The sequence below is a fragment of the Varibaculum vaginae genome (assembly GCF_900604285.1).
Taxonomy (GTDB): Bacteria; Actinomycetota; Actinomycetes; order Actinomycetales; family Actinomycetaceae; genus Varibaculum; species Varibaculum vaginae.
In genome coordinates, this window is sequence record NZ_UWNY01000001.1 from 25,998 (window position 1) to 45,417 (window position 19,420).

15 protein-coding genes are annotated in these 19,420 nt (G+C 51.5%); 3 read left to right on the forward strand and 12 right to left on the reverse strand.

Annotation, left to right across the window (positions count from 1 at the left end; genetic code table 11):
* Positions 1–250: 250 nt before the first annotated feature.
* The 6 genes from tuf to EFB02_RS00140 all read right to left on the reverse strand — a co-directional run bounded on the left by tuf (position 251) and on the right by EFB02_RS00140 (position 5,779).
* On the reverse strand, positions 251–1,441 hold the full coding sequence (tuf, locus tag EFB02_RS00115; protein ID WP_122819283.1) for an elongation factor Tu: 1,191 nt from the start codon (positions 1,439–1,441) through the stop codon (positions 251–253).
* Positions 1,442–1,569: 128 nt separating this feature from the next.
* Positions 1,570–3,732 (reverse strand): elongation factor G, encoded by a 2,163-nt coding sequence (gene fusA, locus EFB02_RS00120; protein WP_122819284.1) that lies wholly within the window; start codon positions 3,730–3,732, stop codon positions 1,570–1,572.
* 21 nt (positions 3,733–3,753) lie between these two features.
* Positions 3,754–4,224 (reverse strand): 30S ribosomal protein S7, encoded by a 471-nt coding sequence (gene rpsG / locus EFB02_RS00125; RefSeq protein WP_022864283.1) that lies wholly within the window; start codon positions 4,222–4,224, stop codon positions 3,754–3,756.
* A 1-nt stretch (position 4,225) separates the two neighbouring features.
* Positions 4,226–4,600, reverse strand: coding sequence for a 30S ribosomal protein S12 (gene rpsL, locus EFB02_RS00130; protein WP_022864284.1), 375 nt, complete (start codon positions 4,598–4,600; stop codon positions 4,226–4,228).
* Positions 4,601–5,147: 547 nt separating this feature from the next.
* Positions 5,148–5,480: a type II toxin-antitoxin system RelE/ParE family toxin gene (locus tag EFB02_RS00135; RefSeq protein WP_122819286.1), complete on the reverse strand. Its 333-nt coding sequence runs from the start codon at positions 5,478–5,480 to the stop codon at positions 5,148–5,150.
* Entirely contained in the window at positions 5,477–5,779 is a 303-nt protein-coding gene (locus EFB02_RS00140; protein WP_122819288.1) for a type II toxin-antitoxin system RelB/DinJ family antitoxin, read from the reverse strand. Before EFB02_RS00140 ends, EFB02_RS00135 begins: the two co-directional genes overlap by 4 nt.
* A 126-nt stretch (positions 5,780–5,905) precedes the next feature.
* On the opposite strand from EFB02_RS00140, the gene EFB02_RS00145 reads away from it, so the two are divergent.
* Both EFB02_RS00145 and EFB02_RS00150 read left to right on the forward strand, forming a co-directional pair.
* Complete coding sequence (locus tag EFB02_RS00145; protein WP_147471004.1) at positions 5,906–7,366, forward strand: isochorismate synthase; 1,461 nt, start codon at positions 5,906–5,908, stop codon at positions 7,364–7,366.
* 362 nt (positions 7,367–7,728) lie between these two features.
* Positions 7,729–8,709: an InlB B-repeat-containing protein gene (locus EFB02_RS00150; RefSeq protein ID WP_122819292.1), complete on the forward strand. Its 981-nt coding sequence runs from the start codon at positions 7,729–7,731 to the stop codon at positions 8,707–8,709.
* A 223-nt stretch (positions 8,710–8,932) separates the two neighbouring features.
* Here the strand turns inward: EFB02_RS00150 and EFB02_RS00155 are convergent, their stop codons facing one another.
* The 3 genes from EFB02_RS00155 to EFB02_RS00165 all read right to left on the reverse strand — a co-directional run bounded on the left by EFB02_RS00155 (position 8,933) and on the right by EFB02_RS00165 (position 13,362).
* A complete protein-coding gene (locus EFB02_RS00155) occupies positions 8,933–11,074 on the reverse strand; it encodes a thiamine pyrophosphate-binding protein (RefSeq protein ID WP_122819294.1) in 2,142 nt (713 codons plus the stop codon).
* Complete coding sequence (locus EFB02_RS00160) at positions 11,071–12,153, reverse strand: o-succinylbenzoate synthase (RefSeq protein ID WP_200831510.1); 1,083 nt, start codon at positions 12,151–12,153, stop codon at positions 11,071–11,073. Before EFB02_RS00160 ends, EFB02_RS00155 begins: the two co-directional genes overlap by 4 nt.
* A 117-nt stretch (positions 12,154–12,270) precedes the next feature.
* Positions 12,271–13,362: a 1,4-dihydroxy-2-naphthoyl-CoA synthase gene (locus EFB02_RS00165; protein WP_122819296.1), complete on the reverse strand. Its 1,092-nt coding sequence runs from the start codon at positions 13,360–13,362 to the stop codon at positions 12,271–12,273.
* A gap of 484 nt (positions 13,363–13,846) precedes the next feature.
* On the opposite strand from EFB02_RS00165, the gene EFB02_RS00170 reads away from it, so the two are divergent.
* On the forward strand, positions 13,847–15,400 hold the full coding sequence (locus tag EFB02_RS00170) for an AMP-binding protein (RefSeq protein WP_160115331.1): 1,554 nt from the start codon (positions 13,847–13,849) through the stop codon (positions 15,398–15,400).
* Positions 15,401–15,561: 161 nt separating this feature from the next.
* Here the strand turns inward: EFB02_RS00170 and EFB02_RS08735 are convergent, their stop codons facing one another.
* From EFB02_RS08735 to EFB02_RS00180, 3 genes are all read right to left on the reverse strand, one after another.
* On the reverse strand, positions 15,562–16,338 hold the full coding sequence (locus EFB02_RS08735; protein ID WP_200831511.1) for a hypothetical protein: 777 nt from the start codon (positions 16,336–16,338) through the stop codon (positions 15,562–15,564).
* A 99-nt stretch (positions 16,339–16,437) separates the two neighbouring features.
* On the reverse strand, positions 16,438–17,883 hold the full coding sequence (locus EFB02_RS00175; protein WP_160115332.1) for an alginate O-acetyltransferase AlgX-related protein: 1,446 nt from the start codon (positions 17,881–17,883) through the stop codon (positions 16,438–16,440).
* 87 nt (positions 17,884–17,970) lie between these two features.
* Complete coding sequence (locus EFB02_RS00180; RefSeq protein WP_200831512.1) at positions 17,971–19,335, reverse strand: MBOAT family O-acyltransferase; 1,365 nt, start codon at positions 19,333–19,335, stop codon at positions 17,971–17,973.
* Between the last annotated feature and the right edge of the window lie 85 nt (positions 19,336–19,420).

The window sequence follows — 19,420 nt, forward strand, 5'->3', positions numbered from 1 at the left end:
AACATCATCACCTGTAAAAGCTCCCCCCCTATAAAAGGGCCAACAATACGCAAGGGGACAGTACTTTTATTTCCGCGTCGATTTTACAGTAAGTAATTTCCACGACGCAAGCGAAATATGGCGAATTTTTAAGGAACTTTTCATATTAGTTTACAACCAAGGAATTGCCTCACGCTCAGGCAGAACCCAAATAAAAAAGTCGTGCCCCGAGAGAAAACTCTCGGGGCACGACTTAAACTAAAAACTTAGTTTACAGATCAATCTTGGTTACGCGACCGGAACCAACGGTGCGGCCACCTTCACGAATAGCGAAGCCCAAGCCAACCTCCATAGCGATCGGCTGAATGAGCTCCACCGAAATCTCGGTGGTGTCGCCAGGCATAACCATTTCCTTGCCCTCGGGCAGGGTGATAACGCCGGTAACGTCGGTGGTACGGAAGTAGAACTGGGGACGGTAGCCAGAGTAGAAGCTCTTGTGGCGGCCACCCTCGTCCTTCTTCAAAATGTAGACCTGACCCTCAAACTTGGTGTGAGTGGTGATCGAACCGGGCTCCACTACAACCTGGCCACGTTCTACGTCTTCACGCTTGGTGCCACGCAGCAACAGACCGGTGTTGTCGCCAGCCTCGGCCTGATCCATTGACTTGTGGAAGGTCTCGATACCGGTAACAGTGGTCTTCTGCGGTTCGCGAATACCCAGGATTTCGACCTCGGAGTTGAGCGGGAGCTTGCCGCGCTCCACACGACCGGTAACCACGGTGCCACGACCGGTAATAGTGAAGACGTCCTCGATCGGCATCAAGAACGGCTTGTCCAGATCACGAACCGGTTCCGGAATGTATTCGTCAACCGCTTCCATCAGCTTCTGAATCTGGCCAACCCACTTTTCGTCGCCTTCCAGCGCTTTCAAAGCAGAAACGTGGACTACAGGGGCGTTATCCCCGTCAAAGTCCTGGCTGGACAGCAGGTCGCGGCATTCTTCCTCTACCAGTTCCAGCATTTCTTCGTCATCAACCATGTCGCACTTGTTCAGCGCAACCAGGATGGCGGGCACGCCCACCTGACGAGCGAGCAGTACGTGCTCACGGGTCTGAGCCATGGGGCCGTCAGTTGCCGCTACTACCAGGATGGCGCCATCCATCTGCGCCGCGCCGGTAATCATGTTCTTGATGTAGTCGGCGTGACCGGGGGCGTCCACGTGTGCGTAGTGACGCTTCTCGGTCTGGTATTCCACGTGGGAAACGTTAATGGTAATCCCCCGTTCACGTTCTTCCGGAGCGTTGTCTACGTCCTCGAAAGGAGTGAATTCGTTCAGTTCCGGATAGGTGTCGTGCAGCACTTTGGTGATAGCCGCGGTCAAGGTGGTCTTGCCGTGGTCAACGTGCCCAATAGTACCAATGTTAACGTGCGGTTTAGTCCGCTCGTACTTAGCCTTAGCCACTTAATGTCCTCCTGGACTCGGGTAGTTATCTATCGCTTGGTTGTCAAAGTAAAGGTTAACACCCAACGCGAATGATCTCCTACGGGTTTTTCTGTGATTTTTAATAATTTAAAAGGTACCCGCGAGGGCTATTCGCCTCGGGTCTTAGCAATGATTTCCTCAGCAACTGAGCGGGGGACCTCATCGTAGCTGTCAAACTGCATCGTGTAAACGGCGCGACCCTGCGTCTTGGAACGCAAGTCACCCACATACCCGAACATTTCCGACAGCGGAACCTTTGCCCGAACTTCCTTCACTCCATTGACATCGTCCATGGACTGAATAAATCCGCGGCGAGAGGAAAGATCGCCCATCACGTCGCCCATATACTCTTCTGGGGTCCGAACCTCAACGGCCATAATCGGCTCCAGCAAAATGGGCTTAGCGCGGCGAGCGCCCTCCCTCAAAACCATGTTACCAGCAATCTTGAACGCCATTTCCGAAGAGTCAACGTCATGGTAGGCACCATCCGTCAAGGTCGCCTTAATACCAGTTAACGGGTAACCAGCCAAGACGCCCCCCTCCATGGCTTCGCGAATGCCCTGGTCTACCGAAGGAATGTATTCGCGAGGAATACGTCCACCGGTAATCTTGTTAACAAACTCGTACGGTTCTTCCGCATCCGTGGGAAGCGGCTCGAAAGTAACCAGTACCTTAGCGAACTGGCCAGAACCACCGGTCTGTTTCTTGTGGGTGTACTCCACATCCTCGACCGTCTTGCGGATAGTTTCGCGATACGCAACCATCGGCGCGCCCACGTTAGCTTCCACGTGGAACTCACGTTTCATCCGGTCAACCAGTACGTCCAAGTGCAGCTCGCCCATACCGCCAATCACGGTCTGGCCAGTCTCGTCATCTAGGCGTACGGTGAAGGTCGGGTCTTCTTCGGCCAGGCGCTGAATCGCGATGCCTAGCTTCTCCTGGTCGGCCTTGGTCTTCGGCTCGATTGCCACGTGAATAACCGGATCCGGGAAGTTCATAGATTCCAAAACGACCGGCTGTTCGTTATCACACAAGGTGTCACCAGTGGTGGTGTCCTTCAATCCCACGAACGCGTAAATGTTCCCAGCGTGTGCGACCTCAATCGGATTCTCCTTGTTGGAGTGCATCTGGAAAATCTTGCCGACGCGTTCACGCCGACCCTTAGTCGCGTTCATCAGCGGAGAACCTGCCTTGATATGCCCGGAGTAAATCCGAACATAGGTCAGCTTGCCATAGAACGGGTGCGCGGCAATCTTAAATGCCAGCGCCGCGAAATGGGCGTTCTCGTCCGGAGGACAAAGAATTTCTTCTTCCTCGTTATTGGGGCTGTGTCCTTCCAGAGGCGGCACGTCCAGCGGGGAGGGCAAGTAACGCAGAACCCCATCCAGAACCGGCTGCACACCCTTGTTCTTGAAGGCACTGCCCGCGAACACCGGGTAAATCTCGCTCTTCAAAGTGAGTTCGCGAATACCCGCAATAATCTGCTCGTTGGTTAGCTCCCCGTTTTCCAGGTAAGCCTCCATCAATTCGTCATTGGCTTCTGCCGCCGCGTCAATCAGCTTTTCGCGGTATTCTTCTGCGCGATCCTGCAGATCGGCAGGAATTTCCGCGTACTCGAGAACCGCACCCAAAGTGGGATCACCCTCTGATACCTTCGCGCCCTTCTTGTTGGCCGCTGCGGCCTGCTCGGCACTGAAAGTCTCCGGGAAGTAAACCGCCCGCATTTCCAGCAGGTCGACGATGCCCTTGAACTCGGATTCAGCGCCAATCGGCAGCACCATAACTACCGGTTTAGCATGTAGCCGATCCTCAATAGTCTTTACTGAGTAGTAGAAGTCCGCGCCCAGTTTGTCCATCTTGTTGACGAAGCAGATCCGGGGAACGTCATATTTATCGGCCTGACGCCACACGGTTTCAGACTGCGGCTCTACGCCCTCTTTACCGTCGAATACTGCCACGGCTCCGTCGAGGACGCGCAGGGAGCGCTCTACCTCTACGGTGAAGTCGACGTGACCAGGGGTGTCAATAATGTTGATCTGCTGGCCGTGCCAGAAACAGGTAGTTGCCGCGGAGGTAATAGTAATACCGCGTTCCTTTTCCTGCTCCATCCAGTCCATCGTGCCGGCACCGTCATGGGTTTCCCCGATCTTGTAGTTGATGCCCGTGTAGTACAGGATGCGCTCGGTTACAGTGGTTTTACCAGCATCAATGTGAGCCATGATGCCGATGTTGCGAACCTTAGATAGGTCAGCAAGCACTTCTAATGCCACAATCGTTCCTTCCGGTTAGAGTTACCAGCGGTAATGAGCGAAAGCCTTGTTGGACTCCGCCATCTTGTGCATATCTTCACGACGCTTCACCGCAGCACCCAGGCCGTTAGAAGCATCCAAAATTTCGTTCATGAGGCGTTCGGTCATGGTCTTTTCGCGGCGCTGGCGCGAAAAGTCAACCAACCACCGCAGTGCCAATGTGGTAGCCCGTGCGGGACGTACTTCCACGGGCACCTGATAGGTGGCACCACCGACGCGGCGAGAACGTACCTCTAGAGCGGGGCGAACATTTTCCAGAGCGCGCTTTAGCACGCTAACCGGTTCCTGTTCGGTACGTTCACGCACGCCCTCAAGTGCGCCATAAACAATACGTTCCGCCAAGGATTTCTTGCCGTCTAGCAGCACCCGATTGACCAACTGAGTAACGATGGTCGAGTTGTAAACCGGATCTACTGCCAAAGGGCGCTTGGGAGCTGGACCTTTACGAGGCATACTACTTCTTCTCCTTCTTCGCGCCGTACTTAGACCGACCCTGGCCACGGTCACGCACACCCTGGGTGTCAAGCGCGCCGCGTACGATATGGAAACGCACACCGGGCAGATCCTTTACACGCCCACCGCGTACCAGCACGATGGAGTGTTCTTGCAGATTATGTCCCTCACCGGGGATGTAAGCGGTCACTTCAATGCCGCTGGACAGACGGACACGCGCCACTTTCCGCAATGCCGAGTTCGGCTTCTTCGGGGTGGTGGTGTACACACGAGTGCAAACTCCGCGACGCTGGGGCGAGCCCTTTAGCGCGCGAGTTTTACTCTTCGCCTTCTTAGTTGAGCGTCCTTTGCGGACCAACTGTTGGATGGTAGGCACTACTTCTCCTGTTACTTAATGTCGAAACACTTGCCACGCGGTACCGAAATATCGACCCCAAACGCGGGCACACTACACCGCCGGGGCCGGTCCGCAAGGTTAAGGCGGCAAAAATGCTGGCCTTGGTAATCAGCGGATCGCGCCTAACTGATTTACCCTTAACGTCCGGAGCTCAACGGAGAAGAGCCCGTGCCAGAAATTCTGGCTAGTCTGGAGCCCGGTATCGCGGGCACCATGATTTAAATTAGCTAGCCCCCCTATTGCTGGTCAAACCAGATTCGCAAATCGATGGTCTTTTGTGACTGATTCCATGAGTAAGCCTGATATTTTAGGATCCGCTGCCGATATTCCCGGGAGGTTAGTGTCCACTTGATTCCTGCGCCCTCTTCAAGAAATCCTTATACAGGGCAGAGGTAGACCGTTCTATGTACACTTAGCTCTACTTATATGTCCCTTACGATATTGGGAACGCGTTCCTATTCCTAGAGCAGACCAGTAAGATTTTTCTAACTGGACAAAAATTGCCATCTGAACGTAGATTTCTCGCCTATTTTCCAATATCTTTCGCGATTTCTTTGAGATTTCTACCGCTATAGACTACGCGGATTACCTCAGCTTTTTCTTGATCTTCATCTACCTCATAAAAAATAACGTATTTACCCGTTATGACTCTGCGTATTCCCATGCTGCGCCAAGGCTCCCACCCAACAAGCGGGTAGCGCAACGGTAAGGTGTCTAAATCTCGTATCTGTTCCCTAATGCTCTCGGTTTGTCTCTTAGCAGACTCGGGCGCAAGTAAAGAATAGGAAATATACGAAGTAATCCCGCGCAAATCGTTATAGGCAGCACGGGTATAAGACACTGTGAATTTCGCGCTCATAAATCAAACTCTGCCGCTAGAGCCTGATCGACTTCGTCAGGAGTTAACCCTTGCTGCTGCTTTGAGGCAATTCCCTTGGTAAGTTCGCGGTCGATTTCCTCGCGAGTCATCCCTCCGATGGCAACCGGAAGCGGATAAGTAATCCGGGGAGTAAACGGAATACCTTGTTGCATGACTACTTGGCTATAAAGCATCTGGATCGCCGCTGAAGGACTAATTCCTAGTTGCGTCAATATCCCTTCGGCCTGCTCTTTCAATCTGGTATCGATGCGGGCATAAACCGCAGATGTGTTCGCCATAGTTCCTCCTTTTTATCTAATTATGTTGCTGAAAATCGGCGATTGCAAGCGTTTCACATTTTCCGCAAGCCATTTTTATTCGTTTTAGGGGAGAGAAAAATAGGCTGCGAACGCCGATGGGGGAACGTGCAAGGCAGGGAGGTTAGTGTCCGCTTGATTCCTGGCTTATTATGGGGAATCGTGTGTTCCTCTAGCCTGCCCGCGAGCGGAGTCTTGCAATACCGTGTATCCCTGCTAAGCGGTGATGATTGCGACTTTGAGCAGGTAATAACACTTTTAGAGCAAAACCAACATTTACTTTCACCTGCCGCAGCTAACCGCAACGAACTTACGGTTTGGAGCGGAGAACGGCTTAAGTTAGCAGGTTCAGGTGTAGCTTGGCAGGCACATTTTAGCGGGGAAAACAGTTTTACTGCTGCCGAGGAAGCGTGGCGGGATTTATGCGAGCACGCTCAAGATACTACTGGTAGCGGGGAAGAGATGTCCCCTGTAGCTGCCAGGTTACGGCAGGGGGAAGCGGGGAAAAACTGCTGTTTAGAAGCAGAAAAAATCAACTGGCCGCTGGTTTTGGGCAGTTTCGGGTTTACTTCCTCCACCCCTTCCTTGCTGCTAGTTCCAGCTTTAGCGGTGGTTTCCAGTGGCGGTAATACCTGGTTATGGCAGGCTCGCTGGCAGGCGGGACAAGAAATTGTTCGAGGAAGCTGGGGTAACACACCTAAAAACACTGAGTCAGCCACCGTGTCTATCCCTAAGGATTCCCCACTCCCCTCCTCCGGATCCGCGCGAGTTTTGCGGGAAGCATATCCGCATTTGCACCCGGAAGCATGGATGGCCGCAGTAAGCCATGCGTCTAAGGAAATCCGTGCCGGACAGGCGGAAAAAATCGTACTTGCCCGCGACAAAGAACTGCGCTTTGACCGCGATATTTCTTTGGTGCGGGTTACCACATACTTGGCGAAAAAATACCCCGGTTGTTGGAGTTATGCAATCGGTGATCTGGTGGGTGTCAGCCCCGAAATGCTTGCGAGTGTGAGCGAAGGGAAATTGCTATGCCGTGTCCTGGCAGGCTCAGCTATTCCTTCCCAAGAGCAGCGCCTGCTTAGTGCCCCTAAAGAGCAACTTGAGCATCGGCTGGCAGTCCAAAGCGCCCAGGAATCGTTAACTGACCTGAACTTAGATTTAGAAATACCCGCCCCGCGCCTGCTACACCTGGGATATGTTACCCACTTAGCGACCGACATTACTGCCGAAAACCTAGCACACCACGCGGTTACCTCTCTACGTGCGGCGGCGGCGCTCCATCCCACGGCGGCGGTTTGCGGAAAACCGCGCGAAGTTGCCGCCGCGCGCTTGGCTGCGCTAGAGGCTATGGATCGACGTCGCTATGCCGCCCCGATTGGATGGATGGACGCTACTGGCGATGGAGAATGGGCAATTGCCTTAAGGTGCGCGCAGCGTGTCCCTGCTCGCGCTGACACCTATCGCCTGATTGCCGGAGCAGGAATCATGGGAGATTCAGATCCGCAACGCGAACTAGCAGAAACCGAAACTAAAATGTCTCCAATGCTCTGCGCCCTCCAGGCATAAACCAAAATTTATAGTGAGGACGTATTTACCAAATCTGCCCATCACAGATGATCTGTTGCAAAAGGTGATCTCCAATCACAATTACTTCCTGGTTAGATTTTGAAATTAAAGATCTATTAAAAGTATTGGAAACGCTATAGGACTTATGGGGGTAATTAAATAATAAAAAGTAAAAACAATTGTGGATCTTTTCACGCACCCTAAGGTATTGACAACTATATTAGCAGGTCAATCGCATATAATCCTTTATTTTAATAACGAAACAAAAGTTTTACACCACCTTTTTTAACCGGTAGTTTTGTCCTAATAAAAAGAGTTACCCCTCAAGAATATTTCCACCTAACCAATCGAAGGGAAAATAAATGAACGAAAACAAACGGTCTATCCGCTTGCTTGCGTTGATAGTGGCAACACTTTTTGCGATGACATCATTATTTTTTACGGGTTCTACCGGGAAAGCCTGGGCTCAAGATCCTGCAGAAAACAAACACATCACTGCGGTGCAATTCAGCTTATTTGACTACGAGTTTGGGAAAACCCCGAATGGTGTTCAAGTTGCTTCGCAAACTGATAATGTAGGTGTTGAATCGAAAAGGATTTTACAGGCTGATCCAAATGCGAATGCTTGGAAAGATGCCACCGGTACCTTTGCTCACGATTTTAAATATCGCGTTAAAATCGGCTTTACCGCTACCAAGGCTGGTTATGATTTTAATGGACTAACCCAGGATCACATTAAACTAGAAACAGGTGAAACTGCAGCTGAATACGACCCCGTTAATAAGATAGCTACATTCGACCTGAATCGCATTCCCGCAAATCACACTCTTACCTTTGAGACTAATGGCGGAACTCCTATCGCCGCGGTAACTAAACCGCTAAATACAGTTATTGACTTGACTCAATATGCACCTACCAAGGCTGGTTTTAAATTCGCAGGCTGGTATGGCAAGCCAGAGTTGACGCAAAAAATGGATGAAGTGACCTTAGGTCAGGACACCACTGTGTATGCGAAGTGGACAAAAGATGAAACCGCCACACCTGAAGATCCGCAGCCTGAGCAACCTGCTGATTCAGATAACCAACCGGCACCGCTACCCGCACCAGAGCCTGCCCCGGCGCCGCAAACTACTCCCACCCCTCAGTCTTCCGCAAATAATAGGAATACATCCGCGAAAGCAGCCGAATCCAAAGGCGGCGAAACCGCTAAAAAGAATCATCAGGAAGTGGCAGAAACCCCGGTTACCGGCAGCCATTCCCTATTGGCAATCCCCATGTCTGTCTTGATGACAGCTGCAGGTGCTGCCCTGGTTGCCTCTCGCCGGAGGAATGCGAGCATTTAAAAATAAATTCTAAATAATTTTAGGCAGTCAGAGTTTTCTGGCTGCCTAAAATTTTTTACCCTTGCTACCAGTTCATTCAGGATTTCTTTGATGCTTAGATATTCAGCTCTAATCCCGATATTCCTTTGCAACTCTGCCTTAATCTCGTTTCCAATGCCACTGCAGGATATTCTTACATCTGAAAAACAAAACCTGTTGTCTCCCTACAGGAATCCACTACCTCTTAGAAAACTGCTAACTCCCTAAGGATTTCAGAATCCAAAGCAGCCCGGCGACAACGCAGATCCGGTAAATAGGCATTAATTTCTACGATTTCCCGGCGCGGATTTTCACATAGAATCGCTTTCAATTCCTCTATATCTTGGGCACGGCGATAATCCCAGCCAAGACCAGCTGCCAGGGCAGAGAGGTCGAAACGCTGTGGCGTCAAAAAGTAACGCTTAAATACATCCTGATTACTAGCAGCACCATGTTCAAGAGTCGCGAAAATGCGTCCTCCTCCATCATTAAGTACCATCACCTGTACGGTAGGCGCCTCCTCTAACTGACCACCGAGCAACCCGGTTAAATCGTGCAGGCAAGTCAAATCACCAGCAATCAACCTCACTGGATGGCCAGTTCCAGCAGCTAACCCCAAAGCGGTAGCAATATTCCCATCGATGCCAGAAAGCCCCCGATTCGCACAATAGGTAATCCCCCGATCCCCGCGCGCGGCCAAATCAAAAGCGCGAATCGTGTTCGAGGCGCCTAGCATGGTTAGCGGAGGTGCGCTGGCAGCGATTACTTTTTTCCCATTCGGTTTGGCCAGCACGTTACTTGAACGACTAGCCTCCGGGACATAATCGCTACTGGCAATGTCCGACCTGAAAGATTTGCTGGGATCTTGGTAGGCCCACTCCTCATAGACATCCTCGTAGATACGGGCGAGAGCGTAAGGATCTATCCCCATTTCCAGTTCACGCAGGTTGTCGCCGAGTTCTTGGGCACCTTCGGGAGAAGACATGCGGAGACGATGAGCGACTTCGTTCGCACCTTGTCCACATTCACCAGAGGTGGCAAAAATATGATTTTTCATGTGTCCAGAGAATCTACCCTGCACGTCAGTTACTACTTGCGGTGGGTCTCGGGGGTCGAGCGCAGCGTAGTTGGCATTTTGCCACACGGTGACCGCCCTCCCATCTACACAATTGCGGTAGGCGTGTTCGATTGCCTGCGCCACTTCACGCCAACGTTCCAGCCACCTCGGGCTAGACATTGCCGGAAATACCTTAACCACCTGCTCCGGGGTAGTATCGATATATTTTCCAGTGAGGTTAGTTACCGCTCCTAAACTAGGCAGTCGGTAAATCGGGATATCTTCCCGGGACAGCAGAGCGCTTACCGGACGCGATAAAGTTGCATGACCAGCTACAATCACCTGTTCAACTTCTTCAGCAAGAGCAGATAATACTTGCGGCGCATGTGCAATCTGCACCGGATTTCCAGGACTTAGACACACCGTCGGTTCCGCCAGTACCGGGAGTCCCCATTGCTGAGCCGCCTGCACCACCTGCGGCGGGCATTGATCAGCTAAGACCACCACCGTTTTGGCGGTCTTTTGGGGAGCCTCCCCTTTCTCCTCAGGAATGTCCAGCGTTTTTCGCGGACTTTCCAGGGAACTTACCATGGCAGCTTTACCAGAGGCCAGATCCTGTAGCTGGCTAGGAATCTGCCAGCAATTGTCGCTAACCAAAGGCGGCGTGAAACATAAATTCAGCTGTAGAGGACACAATTGCCCGCGTACTGTAGCCCCCGTACCCCAAGCCTCGTCTAAAGCAGTGTGAAGACTTTCTTTTACCGTACCCGGGTTATCCTCGCTGGCGTCAATATCTAGTGCCACCGGACAGGCATTCCCAAAAATTCCCATTTGCCAAGTAGTTTGATTTGCTCCGCCACCCCGAGCAGAACGGGGACGATCAGCGGTCAAAGCGACCAGGGGAATACCACAGTGGAAAGCTTCTAACATTCCCGCATGCAACTCGGCCACAGCCGTACCCGAAGTCACCACCAACCCTACCGGCCTATAGGCCGCGTCCTCGTCATGATAAATTCCGGATTTGGCCAGTCCCAGGGCAAAGAAAGCTGCGGAACGTTCATCCAAACGAATATGGGTACGCACTATTCCTGCTTGTGCTAACGCCGCCACCGCATAGGTGAGCGGCGCGCAACGGGAACCGGGAGAAATCACGAAATCTCGCACTCCGGCGCGCACCAACTCGCTAACTGCCAGCCGCGCCAAGGCCGTGGCCGATTCAAGGTTCCCTTCGGATAGGTCCAAACTGTGAGCAACTTGGGAGGGATGACAGGAGCCAGAAACGTCACTCACCGACTAGCTACCTCCGCCACGTCTCGCACCCGTTGACTCCAACGTTCTACCAAATCACGGCGATCATCATTGTCGGGAGCACAAATTAAATCGGTGTTGATATCCACTTCCCGCACTTCTAATTGGCCTGCACGCACCTGCCAAGGTTGGCGAGAAACATCAGCTTTAAGCAGCTGACTGGTGGCCAGGCCACAGGCATGTGGCAGCTGCGCCATCGCGGCAGCAGCGCGCACCCCCAAACCGATACCCACCGCACTATCGACTGCGGAAGAAACCACCACATCCATGCCGCGGGCGTTAGCTTTCTTCGCCAAATCGATAACTGCTGACACTCCTCCTAAGGGCTGAATTTTCACTATCATCACATCAGCACAACCTGCCGGTAGGTCTGCGAGCGGATCCGGAGAACGGCGAATCAGCTCATCGACCGCTAGCGGCACCGAAGTAGCTGCACGTAGCGCTAAAAGATCTTCCGCACTCTTGCAAGGCTGTTCCACATATTCCAGTCCCCCGGCGGCCTCGTCTAAGGCTGCGATTGCGTTCTTAGCTTCTGCGAGGTTCCACGCGCCATTAGCATCTACCCGAATCCGATAATCCTGCCCGAACTGTTTTTCTAGAGCGGCACGCACGGCTTTAACTCGCTGAACGTCATCGGCGAGCACGGTTCCACGGTCTGCAACTTTGACTTTCGCGGTTCGACATCCGCCACTTTGTTCTACGATTTGCCCAGCACGGTTGGGGGAAACCACCGGAACCGTCACGTTCACGGGGACGCTGTCCCGTAGCGGTGCAGGCAACTCCTCGGTGAGGGCATTAACTGCTGACCAGAGCCAACGTTTGGATTCGTGTGGCCCATAATCCCAGAAGGGAGCAAACTCACCCCAACGGTTCCCCGAACGCAACAACACCCCCTCACGCACGATTATCCTACGGAAACGGTTTACTAAAGGTAGGGAATAGACCAGAGCCTGATCAATTTCAATAGGGGGATACTCGGAATAATTAAATAGTTTACTAAGGTTGCTGACTTGTGAAGCCGGTACCTCAACTAGCATCGGGGTGCTGATGTTTCCTGCCATTTCTTTCCCTTAAAACCTCTAGCTATCGTTCTAATTGTTGTAAACGATAATTTTCGATTACCACTACCTATTTCAATCCACTTGCTTCTTATCTTGGGTCTTTCACCCTTGAAAAATTTAATAGTAATAGGGGAAGTTTGACCAATCCGGTTCTCGGTGCTCCAAAAAGGCTCGCCGTCCCTCTTCAGCTTCATCGGTAGTGTACGCCAAACGAGTAGCCTCCCCGGCAAATAATTGCTGTCCCAGCAAACCATCATCCGCCAAGTTAAACGCGTATTTTAGCATCCGGATAGCCTGTGGGGACTTGCGAGCAATAGTCAGCGCCCATTCCAGTGCGACGATTTCTAGTTTCTGGTGTGAAACTGCCGCATTAACCACCCCCCAATCTGCCGCCTGCTGAGCATCATAAGTGTTCGCTAGATAAAAGATTTGCCGCGCTCGTTTGTCTCCAACTTGCCGCGCTAACAGTGCCGATCCGTAACCCGCATCGAAGGAACCCACATTCGCATCAGTTTGTTTAAAACGGGCATGTTCTTTACTGGCCAACGCCAAATCGCAGACCACCACCAGGGAGTGCCCACCCCCGGCAGCCCAACCCGGAACTGCAGCAATTACTGGTTTAGGCATAGCTCGGATTAGACGCTGCACTTCCAGAATGTGCAAGCGTCCGGTGCGTGCCAAATCCAAGTTTTGGCGCCGCTGGGAAACTTCCGCGTCCGGGTCGGTCCCCTCCCGCTCGTACCGATAACCATCCCGATCACGAATCCGCTGATCACCACCAGAACAAAAACTATAGCCCCCATCGGAATCGCTTGGACCGTTCCCGGTTAGGATTACCGCGGCCACATCGGCGGCACTGCGCGCATATTCCAGGCAAGCCAGCAGTTCATCTACGGTATGTGGGCGGAAAGCATTGCGAACCTGCGGCCGGTCGAAGGCAATCCGCAAAACCGGAAGTTCATGCCCGCTTTCCCCGCGATCTGCCAGTTCGGTAGCCGCTAGTTGACTTAGTTCATAGCGATCCCGTCCCGGTTTATAGGGTTTTTCTTGCTCCTCCAATTCGAATGAGGACGCGGAAGGGGTAGCATCCGGATTACCCACTTTCGCCACTGCTCGATGAAAGGTCAGGTCGGTTAGCTTTTCAAAGCCGGGAACCGGAATCCACCGTTGCGCGTCGAAAGTATCAGAAACATATTCAAGCTGGCTCATACCCCCAGCCTACCGCGCAAGCTGCTCTCCCAAGTTTTCCGCCAAGGCGTCCACTCAAGGCAACAAGTTTTCCCTCCCTTCTAAGCAGATTCATGTCATACCTCGATCCAGGTCTGGCTCGGTAAAAGCACTCCGGGTTCAGCGCGGGGGATCAGTTTCCCCCTGCAGTTTCCGCGCGAAGCCTAGGTTTTTCCTCCCGCCCAAAAAATCGGGCAAGGCTACAAAGCTTTGCCCGATTTTTACGCCCGCCTAGCCTATTCGGATAAAACCTAGGCTCCACGCTCGCTGGTACCACCTACCTCGGGTCGAGCTGTAAAAGATGCGAGAGGGGGCTTGAGCCGAGCGAAGCAAGGCTCACCGGGGTCCCCCGAGCGCTTTTACGGCCCAACCCGCCCCCAGGAGAAAACCTAGCCCTTGCATTTAAATTGGGAAGGCTGGGAGTGGCGATAGACTGGGCGGCGACGGTTATTTTCGGAGGTTGACTGTGCGCATTGTTCCCCCACCGAGCGCTAAGGCTCGAGAAGCCAGCGAAGTTTTAGCTCCTAAAACCGACAATAGCGGTAAAGAAGACCGGCTTGAAGAAGAAAAAGTCGCTCCGCAAATTATCTGGTTGCAAAGCGAAGTAGACGCAGATAAGGCAGCGGGACAAAACCTCAAAGATGCAGCCACGCTCCCGCGACCGCTTATTTTCCTGCCAGTATCCGATAATCCCGATAACGATACCTTATTTTTTAGCGCACTCCGCACGGCCCTCTGGCCGGATAAATTTATTTCCCTCCCTACCATCGATTTATCAGCGGTTGCCAAATCGGCAAAACCATATTTTGCGTTGCGGATCCTTGCCGATCACCAACCGATATTTTTCCCAGCACGTACCGACCAGCTCAATCTCTCATGGGCACGCCAACAGGCACAACGCTTACGTCGCCTACCTGACCAGACAGGCTTTATTCTTTCAACCTCGGGATCTACCAAACCTGGAGGGCGCCTAGTTGGGATTTCTCTAGCGGCTTTACATGCCTCCCACCAGGCGACCGCGCAGCGTTTGGGGGGAACTGGTATTTGGGTGTCGGCGCTACCGCGGGATCATATCGCTGGTTTCCAAGTGATTGCCCGCGCTTACGCGGGGGGAACTGAACCAGTAACTATCGATATGACCGGCGGTTTCAAGCTTAGCCGCCTCCGGGAGGCGCTCCAGAGCATTTCCCCTACGAATTCCCCTGTTTACCTATCGTTAGTTCCCACCCAGCTTCGCCGCGCCCTCGCCGATCCAGAAACCCTCGCAATTCTACGGGTTTGCTCCGCAATTTTAGTGGGAGGAGCACGCATTTCACCTTCGCTACTTGCTGCAGGGCGCGAGCAAGGACTAAGTCTAGTGACCACCTACGGCATGACCGAAACTTGCGGGGGGTGCATCTATGACGGTATTCCTTTACCGGGAGTCAAAGTTGCAGTTAATGAGGATAGGATTTGGCTCTCCACCCCCACTTTAATGAACGGATATTTGGAAGCAGAATCAGATTCAGAACTCCGCGAAATATCAGGTACAACTTGGCTGGTTACTAATGATGCCGGCAAGATCGTCTTTGAGGACAAGGACGCGGGGGAAGCCACAGGGGTAACTATTGATTCAAGTACCCCCGCCCACCTAGAGGTGTTAGGGCGTCTCGATGAAACCATTATTTCTGGTGGGGAAAATATTTCGCTACCCCTGGTGATGCGGGCTGCAGAAGAGGCTGGATTTGTGGGCATTGAGTTTTGCGGACTCCCCGATGATGAGTGGGGCCAAATCCTTTGCGCAGTATTTTCTGAGTCCTTACTCTCCAAGTCCAACCTGACCCCGGAAAACTTAAATCCCATCCATCTGGGGTCACAGCTGCGAGCAGCGTTGCGTGGGACTCTACCACCTTCCCATCTCCCCCGCGCGGTGGTGTTGCTCCCCTATTTCCCTATGCTGCCCAGCGGAAAACTCGACCGCCTCTCCCTGCAAGAATCTGCGCGCGTCCTCGATAGTCCAAACCGCACCTGGCGCAAATAAGATGAGGCGGCGAGGAAAACCTCGCCGCCTCTAAAAAACATAGAACGTTTTTTAGTCTTTAACCCCTGACACTAGCGCACCGAATCCAGCGCCCAGCTACCAGAGCGATCCCAATCATCGCCAACCGGGATCTCCTCCCGCGCAGGGATTAGATTCCTGATTTACGTTATTGCTTTGAGGTTGAGGGTTGCTGGGTTGCGAGTTTTGTTGTGGGGCAGGGGGATTGTAATTCTGAGTATTAGGCTGTTGCGCTGCCTGTTCCGCCGCTGCCTGTTCCGCTGCAGCTTTTTCTGCTGCCTTTTTTTCTCCGCTGCAGCTTTTTCTGCTGCTTCCTTATAGGCTTGAGCTTTTTCTGCCGCCGCTTTTAGAGCCTTCTGAGATTCTAGAGTGTTGAACTTTTCGCCCTTCTTGGTTTCGCCCGCGAAATAAACCAAATCAGATTCAGCATCAAAGCGCAGTTCCGCTTTCTTTAGGGTTTTCAAAGTTTCCACCGGAAGCTGGTCAACCTCATGTTTTTCCTTTTGAGAAAAGCTGAGCGATAAATCAATAAGATGCCGATGGTTTACTTTTGCAGCCCCCGGATCACCATCTTTTTCTACCGCATCTGCAGAATCTTTCAAGTACTTTGCGGGAATATTGAGTTCAGCAAGTTTTGTATTCTTAAACTCTGAAGCCTTCGAAAAATCTAGTTTAGAGAATTCACCATCACCCGATTGCCTAATAGAAACTTCTTTAATAGCTTTACCGGTTTTGTTCCTTACCACAGTTTTAACTGAGCCTTTGCCGGTTTTTCCGATCACAACACTGGCAGCTGTTTCCTCCTGAGGAGCTTTTGCTTTTTGGGGAGCACTCGCGGAGCATCCGGTAAAAGCTAGCATCAGACCTAAAGCACTTAACAGCAAAACAATTTTTTTCGCGCTATTTTTAAGCACAGACACCATTTCTAGCCTTTCTGAACATAACTAAATTCAATTTTTAATTATCCAACATTTTCGGAAAGCACGTTAAAGGCTCTCCCGAAGCGCCCTAGTTGGCTTCTACTTTCCTGTTATTGCCGCTATTTTCTTAGCCTGAGCACCATAGTCTTTGCTCACTGCATAAATCTTGATATCCGCTCCTTTAGGAACTTCAGCTTCTGGAAGATAGAACCGATAACCATAGTCATTAACAATCCGGTGTGAATGATTAGTAACTGAGCGCCTGTATCCGCGATAATCTCGCACCTGAGCCCCCTGGAATTCGTTCCCCGGTATCGTTACTCTCGCAAATACTTCCACATCAGCTTGGCGTTGCCGGGCAGGAATGGTTCCATCTATAACCTTAAATATCCCGTTTTTCGTCATACTAGCCTCACTGTTAGCAGCGGCATCAAGCAATCTATACGGCTTAAGGGTGCTCAGCGGACTCGCCATTGCCGGCGGTTCCGTGGCGAAAAATGGAATCAGCCTTTCGGCTCGCTCAACCACCAATACGTCGGGTTTTAAGGAAAAAGCGTAGGTAGCGTCATAAGGAATCAGTTTGGAATAGTGGGCACTAGCAAAACTCGGGGAAAGTACCGGAACCAGTGAGTTCCCAAAAGAATCCCGAAACATGAAAAGATTCGCTTTCCCCCGCCCTCTTGTTTCAAAAAGATCGGCGGTGGTATCCGGTTTATCCCCGATGTATTTCCAGAGATTACCCTGGAAATCCTGTAGGTCGTTGATTCCTTCTGCCCGCCAGTTCGGTTCTGTCAAAGTGGAAGTAGGATCCTGCATCCTCTCAATATCGCCTACAAATCCTTCCCCCCGTTTCCACCGCGGATTTTTAGCGAGGTTCTCAACCTGCAACTGGTTAAGCAGATAGTCGGCACCGATGTAGGCGCCTTTGTAATTCCAGTGGGTGTCGGTTTTTTGATAAAGGACTTCCTCACTATTTTTAAGTTTTTTAGTGAGATCCACGTAAGAAACCCCCAGGGCACCTAATCTGTTCTGCAGACGATTCAAGTTAGACTGCTTAAAATCTGCTGCCTGGTAACGACTGGGCATGAACTGCCCATATAGAGTGTTCTTATTGGGCGCTAACGCAACCGTAAACTTGATTCCCCGTGCCTGCGCCTGGCCACCTAAAATCTTCAGGTTAGTGGCAGCATTATCTATCCCCCGCGAAGATAATCGATTCACTCCCTGATAGTCGTTGAGGGAATCGGCATAGAATAAGTAACCATCTTTACCGATAACCACTTGATTGGTCAGTGCAGACGAGAACAGGCTAGTTTTCAAAGTAGCGGCAACCCCAATTATGTCCCCTCTTAAGGGAAAAGTTTTCTCCAGATAGGTGCCTGCATCCTGTAAATAGTTGATATTTAGCTCGCCAGACGGCTTAGTTAACGAAGGCGTCGTTATTTTTGCTTCTTGAGAGGGCTCTTGCCATTTTTTAATGGGGAGCAGATGTGAGAGTGCGGGAGTCAGCATTAGGCATAAACCTAAGGTCACAAAGATTAGCATCAGGTTATTCTTGCCGCGTCTTGCTGGCGGGGTATTTCTTTTTTGAGGCGAACATTTGGACTCGTTCATCAGCATTTACTTCACCTCCTAGAAACGGAAATAAATAAAAGGGTGGTAGCCGCCAGCTGCCAGGAGTAGCAAATTGGCTGCTAATAGCGCCAAGGTTAGCAGCAGGTTCCATATCCGCGTATCTACTAACGCTGGAGTATAGGTCGAAGGGGGGTTGGTAATCCCTAGCTTCTTCCATAGTTTTGCTTGCGGAGCCAGGATTTGAGTAACTGGAAGCATGGCAATCAAGGCAGTGAAGAAAATAGTTAAGGTCCAGGGGTCTAGATAGGATAGTGCGAGTGCGCCGGCTGGCAGGCTGGAGTCGGGGTTGACACCAAACATCTTGGCATATATTTGCAAAGCTTGGGAGAAACTATCCGCTCTGAAAACTACGAACGATACCACCACTACTAACATGGTGTAGAGGTGTCCTGCCCAGTGCGGAAGCTTCTTGAGAGGGACTATTTCCTCGAGAATCAAAAATATCCCGTGGAATAGACCCCAGGCCACAAAGGTCCAGGCAGCACCGTGCCAAAGACCGCAAAGCATAAAAACCGTGAACTTGTTGATAACTGTTCGTGCTTCGCCCTTGCGATTTCCTCCTAAAGGAATATATAGGTATTCCAGGAACCAGGTCGATAAGGAAATATGCCACCGATGCCAGAACTCTTGCATGGTACGTGAGATATAGGGGTAGGTGAAGTTTTCTTGGAATTGGAAACCGAACATTGCCGCCATCCCAATGGCCATATCGGAATATCCTGAAAAATCAAAGTAAATTTGGAGGGCGTAGCAGATAGCGGCTAACCAGGCCGCATAAAAATCTACCTGTCCAGACTGATTCCCGTAGATTCCATCTACCACCACTGCCAAGGAATCAGCAATAATCACTTTTTTACTGAGGCCGATAACAAATCTACGCATCCCGCAAGCCACCCCGTTCAGGGTAAGGAAGCGCTGCGCAATCTGTTGCTCGATATGGCGGTAACGCACAATCGGCCCCGCAATAAGTTGCGGAAAGAACGAGATATAGAGCATTACCACCAGGGGATCGCGGGCTGCAGAAATTTTGCCACGGTAAACGTCTATTACATAGGAGAGCGCCTGGAAGGTATAGAAAGAAATCCCAATTGGTAAAGCCACTGCCCCGATTTTTAGGTCGAGCCCCAGCAGGGAATCTATGGTACCTAGGAACATTCCAGCATATTTGAAAAACCCTAGTACCCCTAGGTTTAGAACCAGCGCCAGCGTCAAGATAGCTTTACGCTTCGCCGGTACCGCGCCCTCTTTTCTAGTATCCAGTGCCAACGCCAGACCCCAGTTCGCCAGACAGGAAACCAGCATCAATAGTACATAAATGGGTTCCCCGTAGGAATAAAACAGGAGGCTGGCCAATATCAGCACTGCGTTCTTTCCTCTTACCGAAGGAAATATTAGCGTAAGGAGAAAAACCGTCGGTAAGAAGAAAGATATAAAAAGAACAGTGCTA

Excerpts from the sequence above, each read along its gene's own strand:
- rpsG (WP_022864283.1), bottom strand. The coding sequence starts at position 4,224 with ATGCCTCGTAAAGGTCCAGCTCCCAAGCGCCCTTTGGCAGTAGATCCG.
- EFB02_RS00135 (WP_122819286.1), bottom strand. The coding sequence starts at position 5,480 with ATGAGCGCGAAATTCACAGTGTCTTATACCCGTGCTGCCTATAACGAT.
- EFB02_RS00140 (WP_122819288.1), bottom strand. The coding sequence starts at position 5,779 with ATGGCGAACACATCTGCGGTTTATGCCCGCATCGATACCAGATTGAAA.
- EFB02_RS00150 (WP_122819292.1), top strand. The coding sequence starts at position 7,729 with ATGAACGAAAACAAACGGTCTATCCGCTTGCTTGCGTTGATAGTGGCA.
- EFB02_RS00160 (WP_200831510.1), bottom strand. The coding sequence starts at position 12,153 with ATGGCAGGAAACATCAGCACCCCGATGCTAGTTGAGGTACCGGCTTCA.
- EFB02_RS00165 (WP_122819296.1), bottom strand. The coding sequence starts at position 13,362 with ATGAGCCAGCTTGAATATGTTTCTGATACTTTCGACGCGCAACGGTGG.
- EFB02_RS00175 (WP_160115332.1), bottom strand. The coding sequence starts at position 17,883 with ATGCTAATCTTTGTGACCTTAGGTTTATGCCTAATGCTGACTCCCGCA.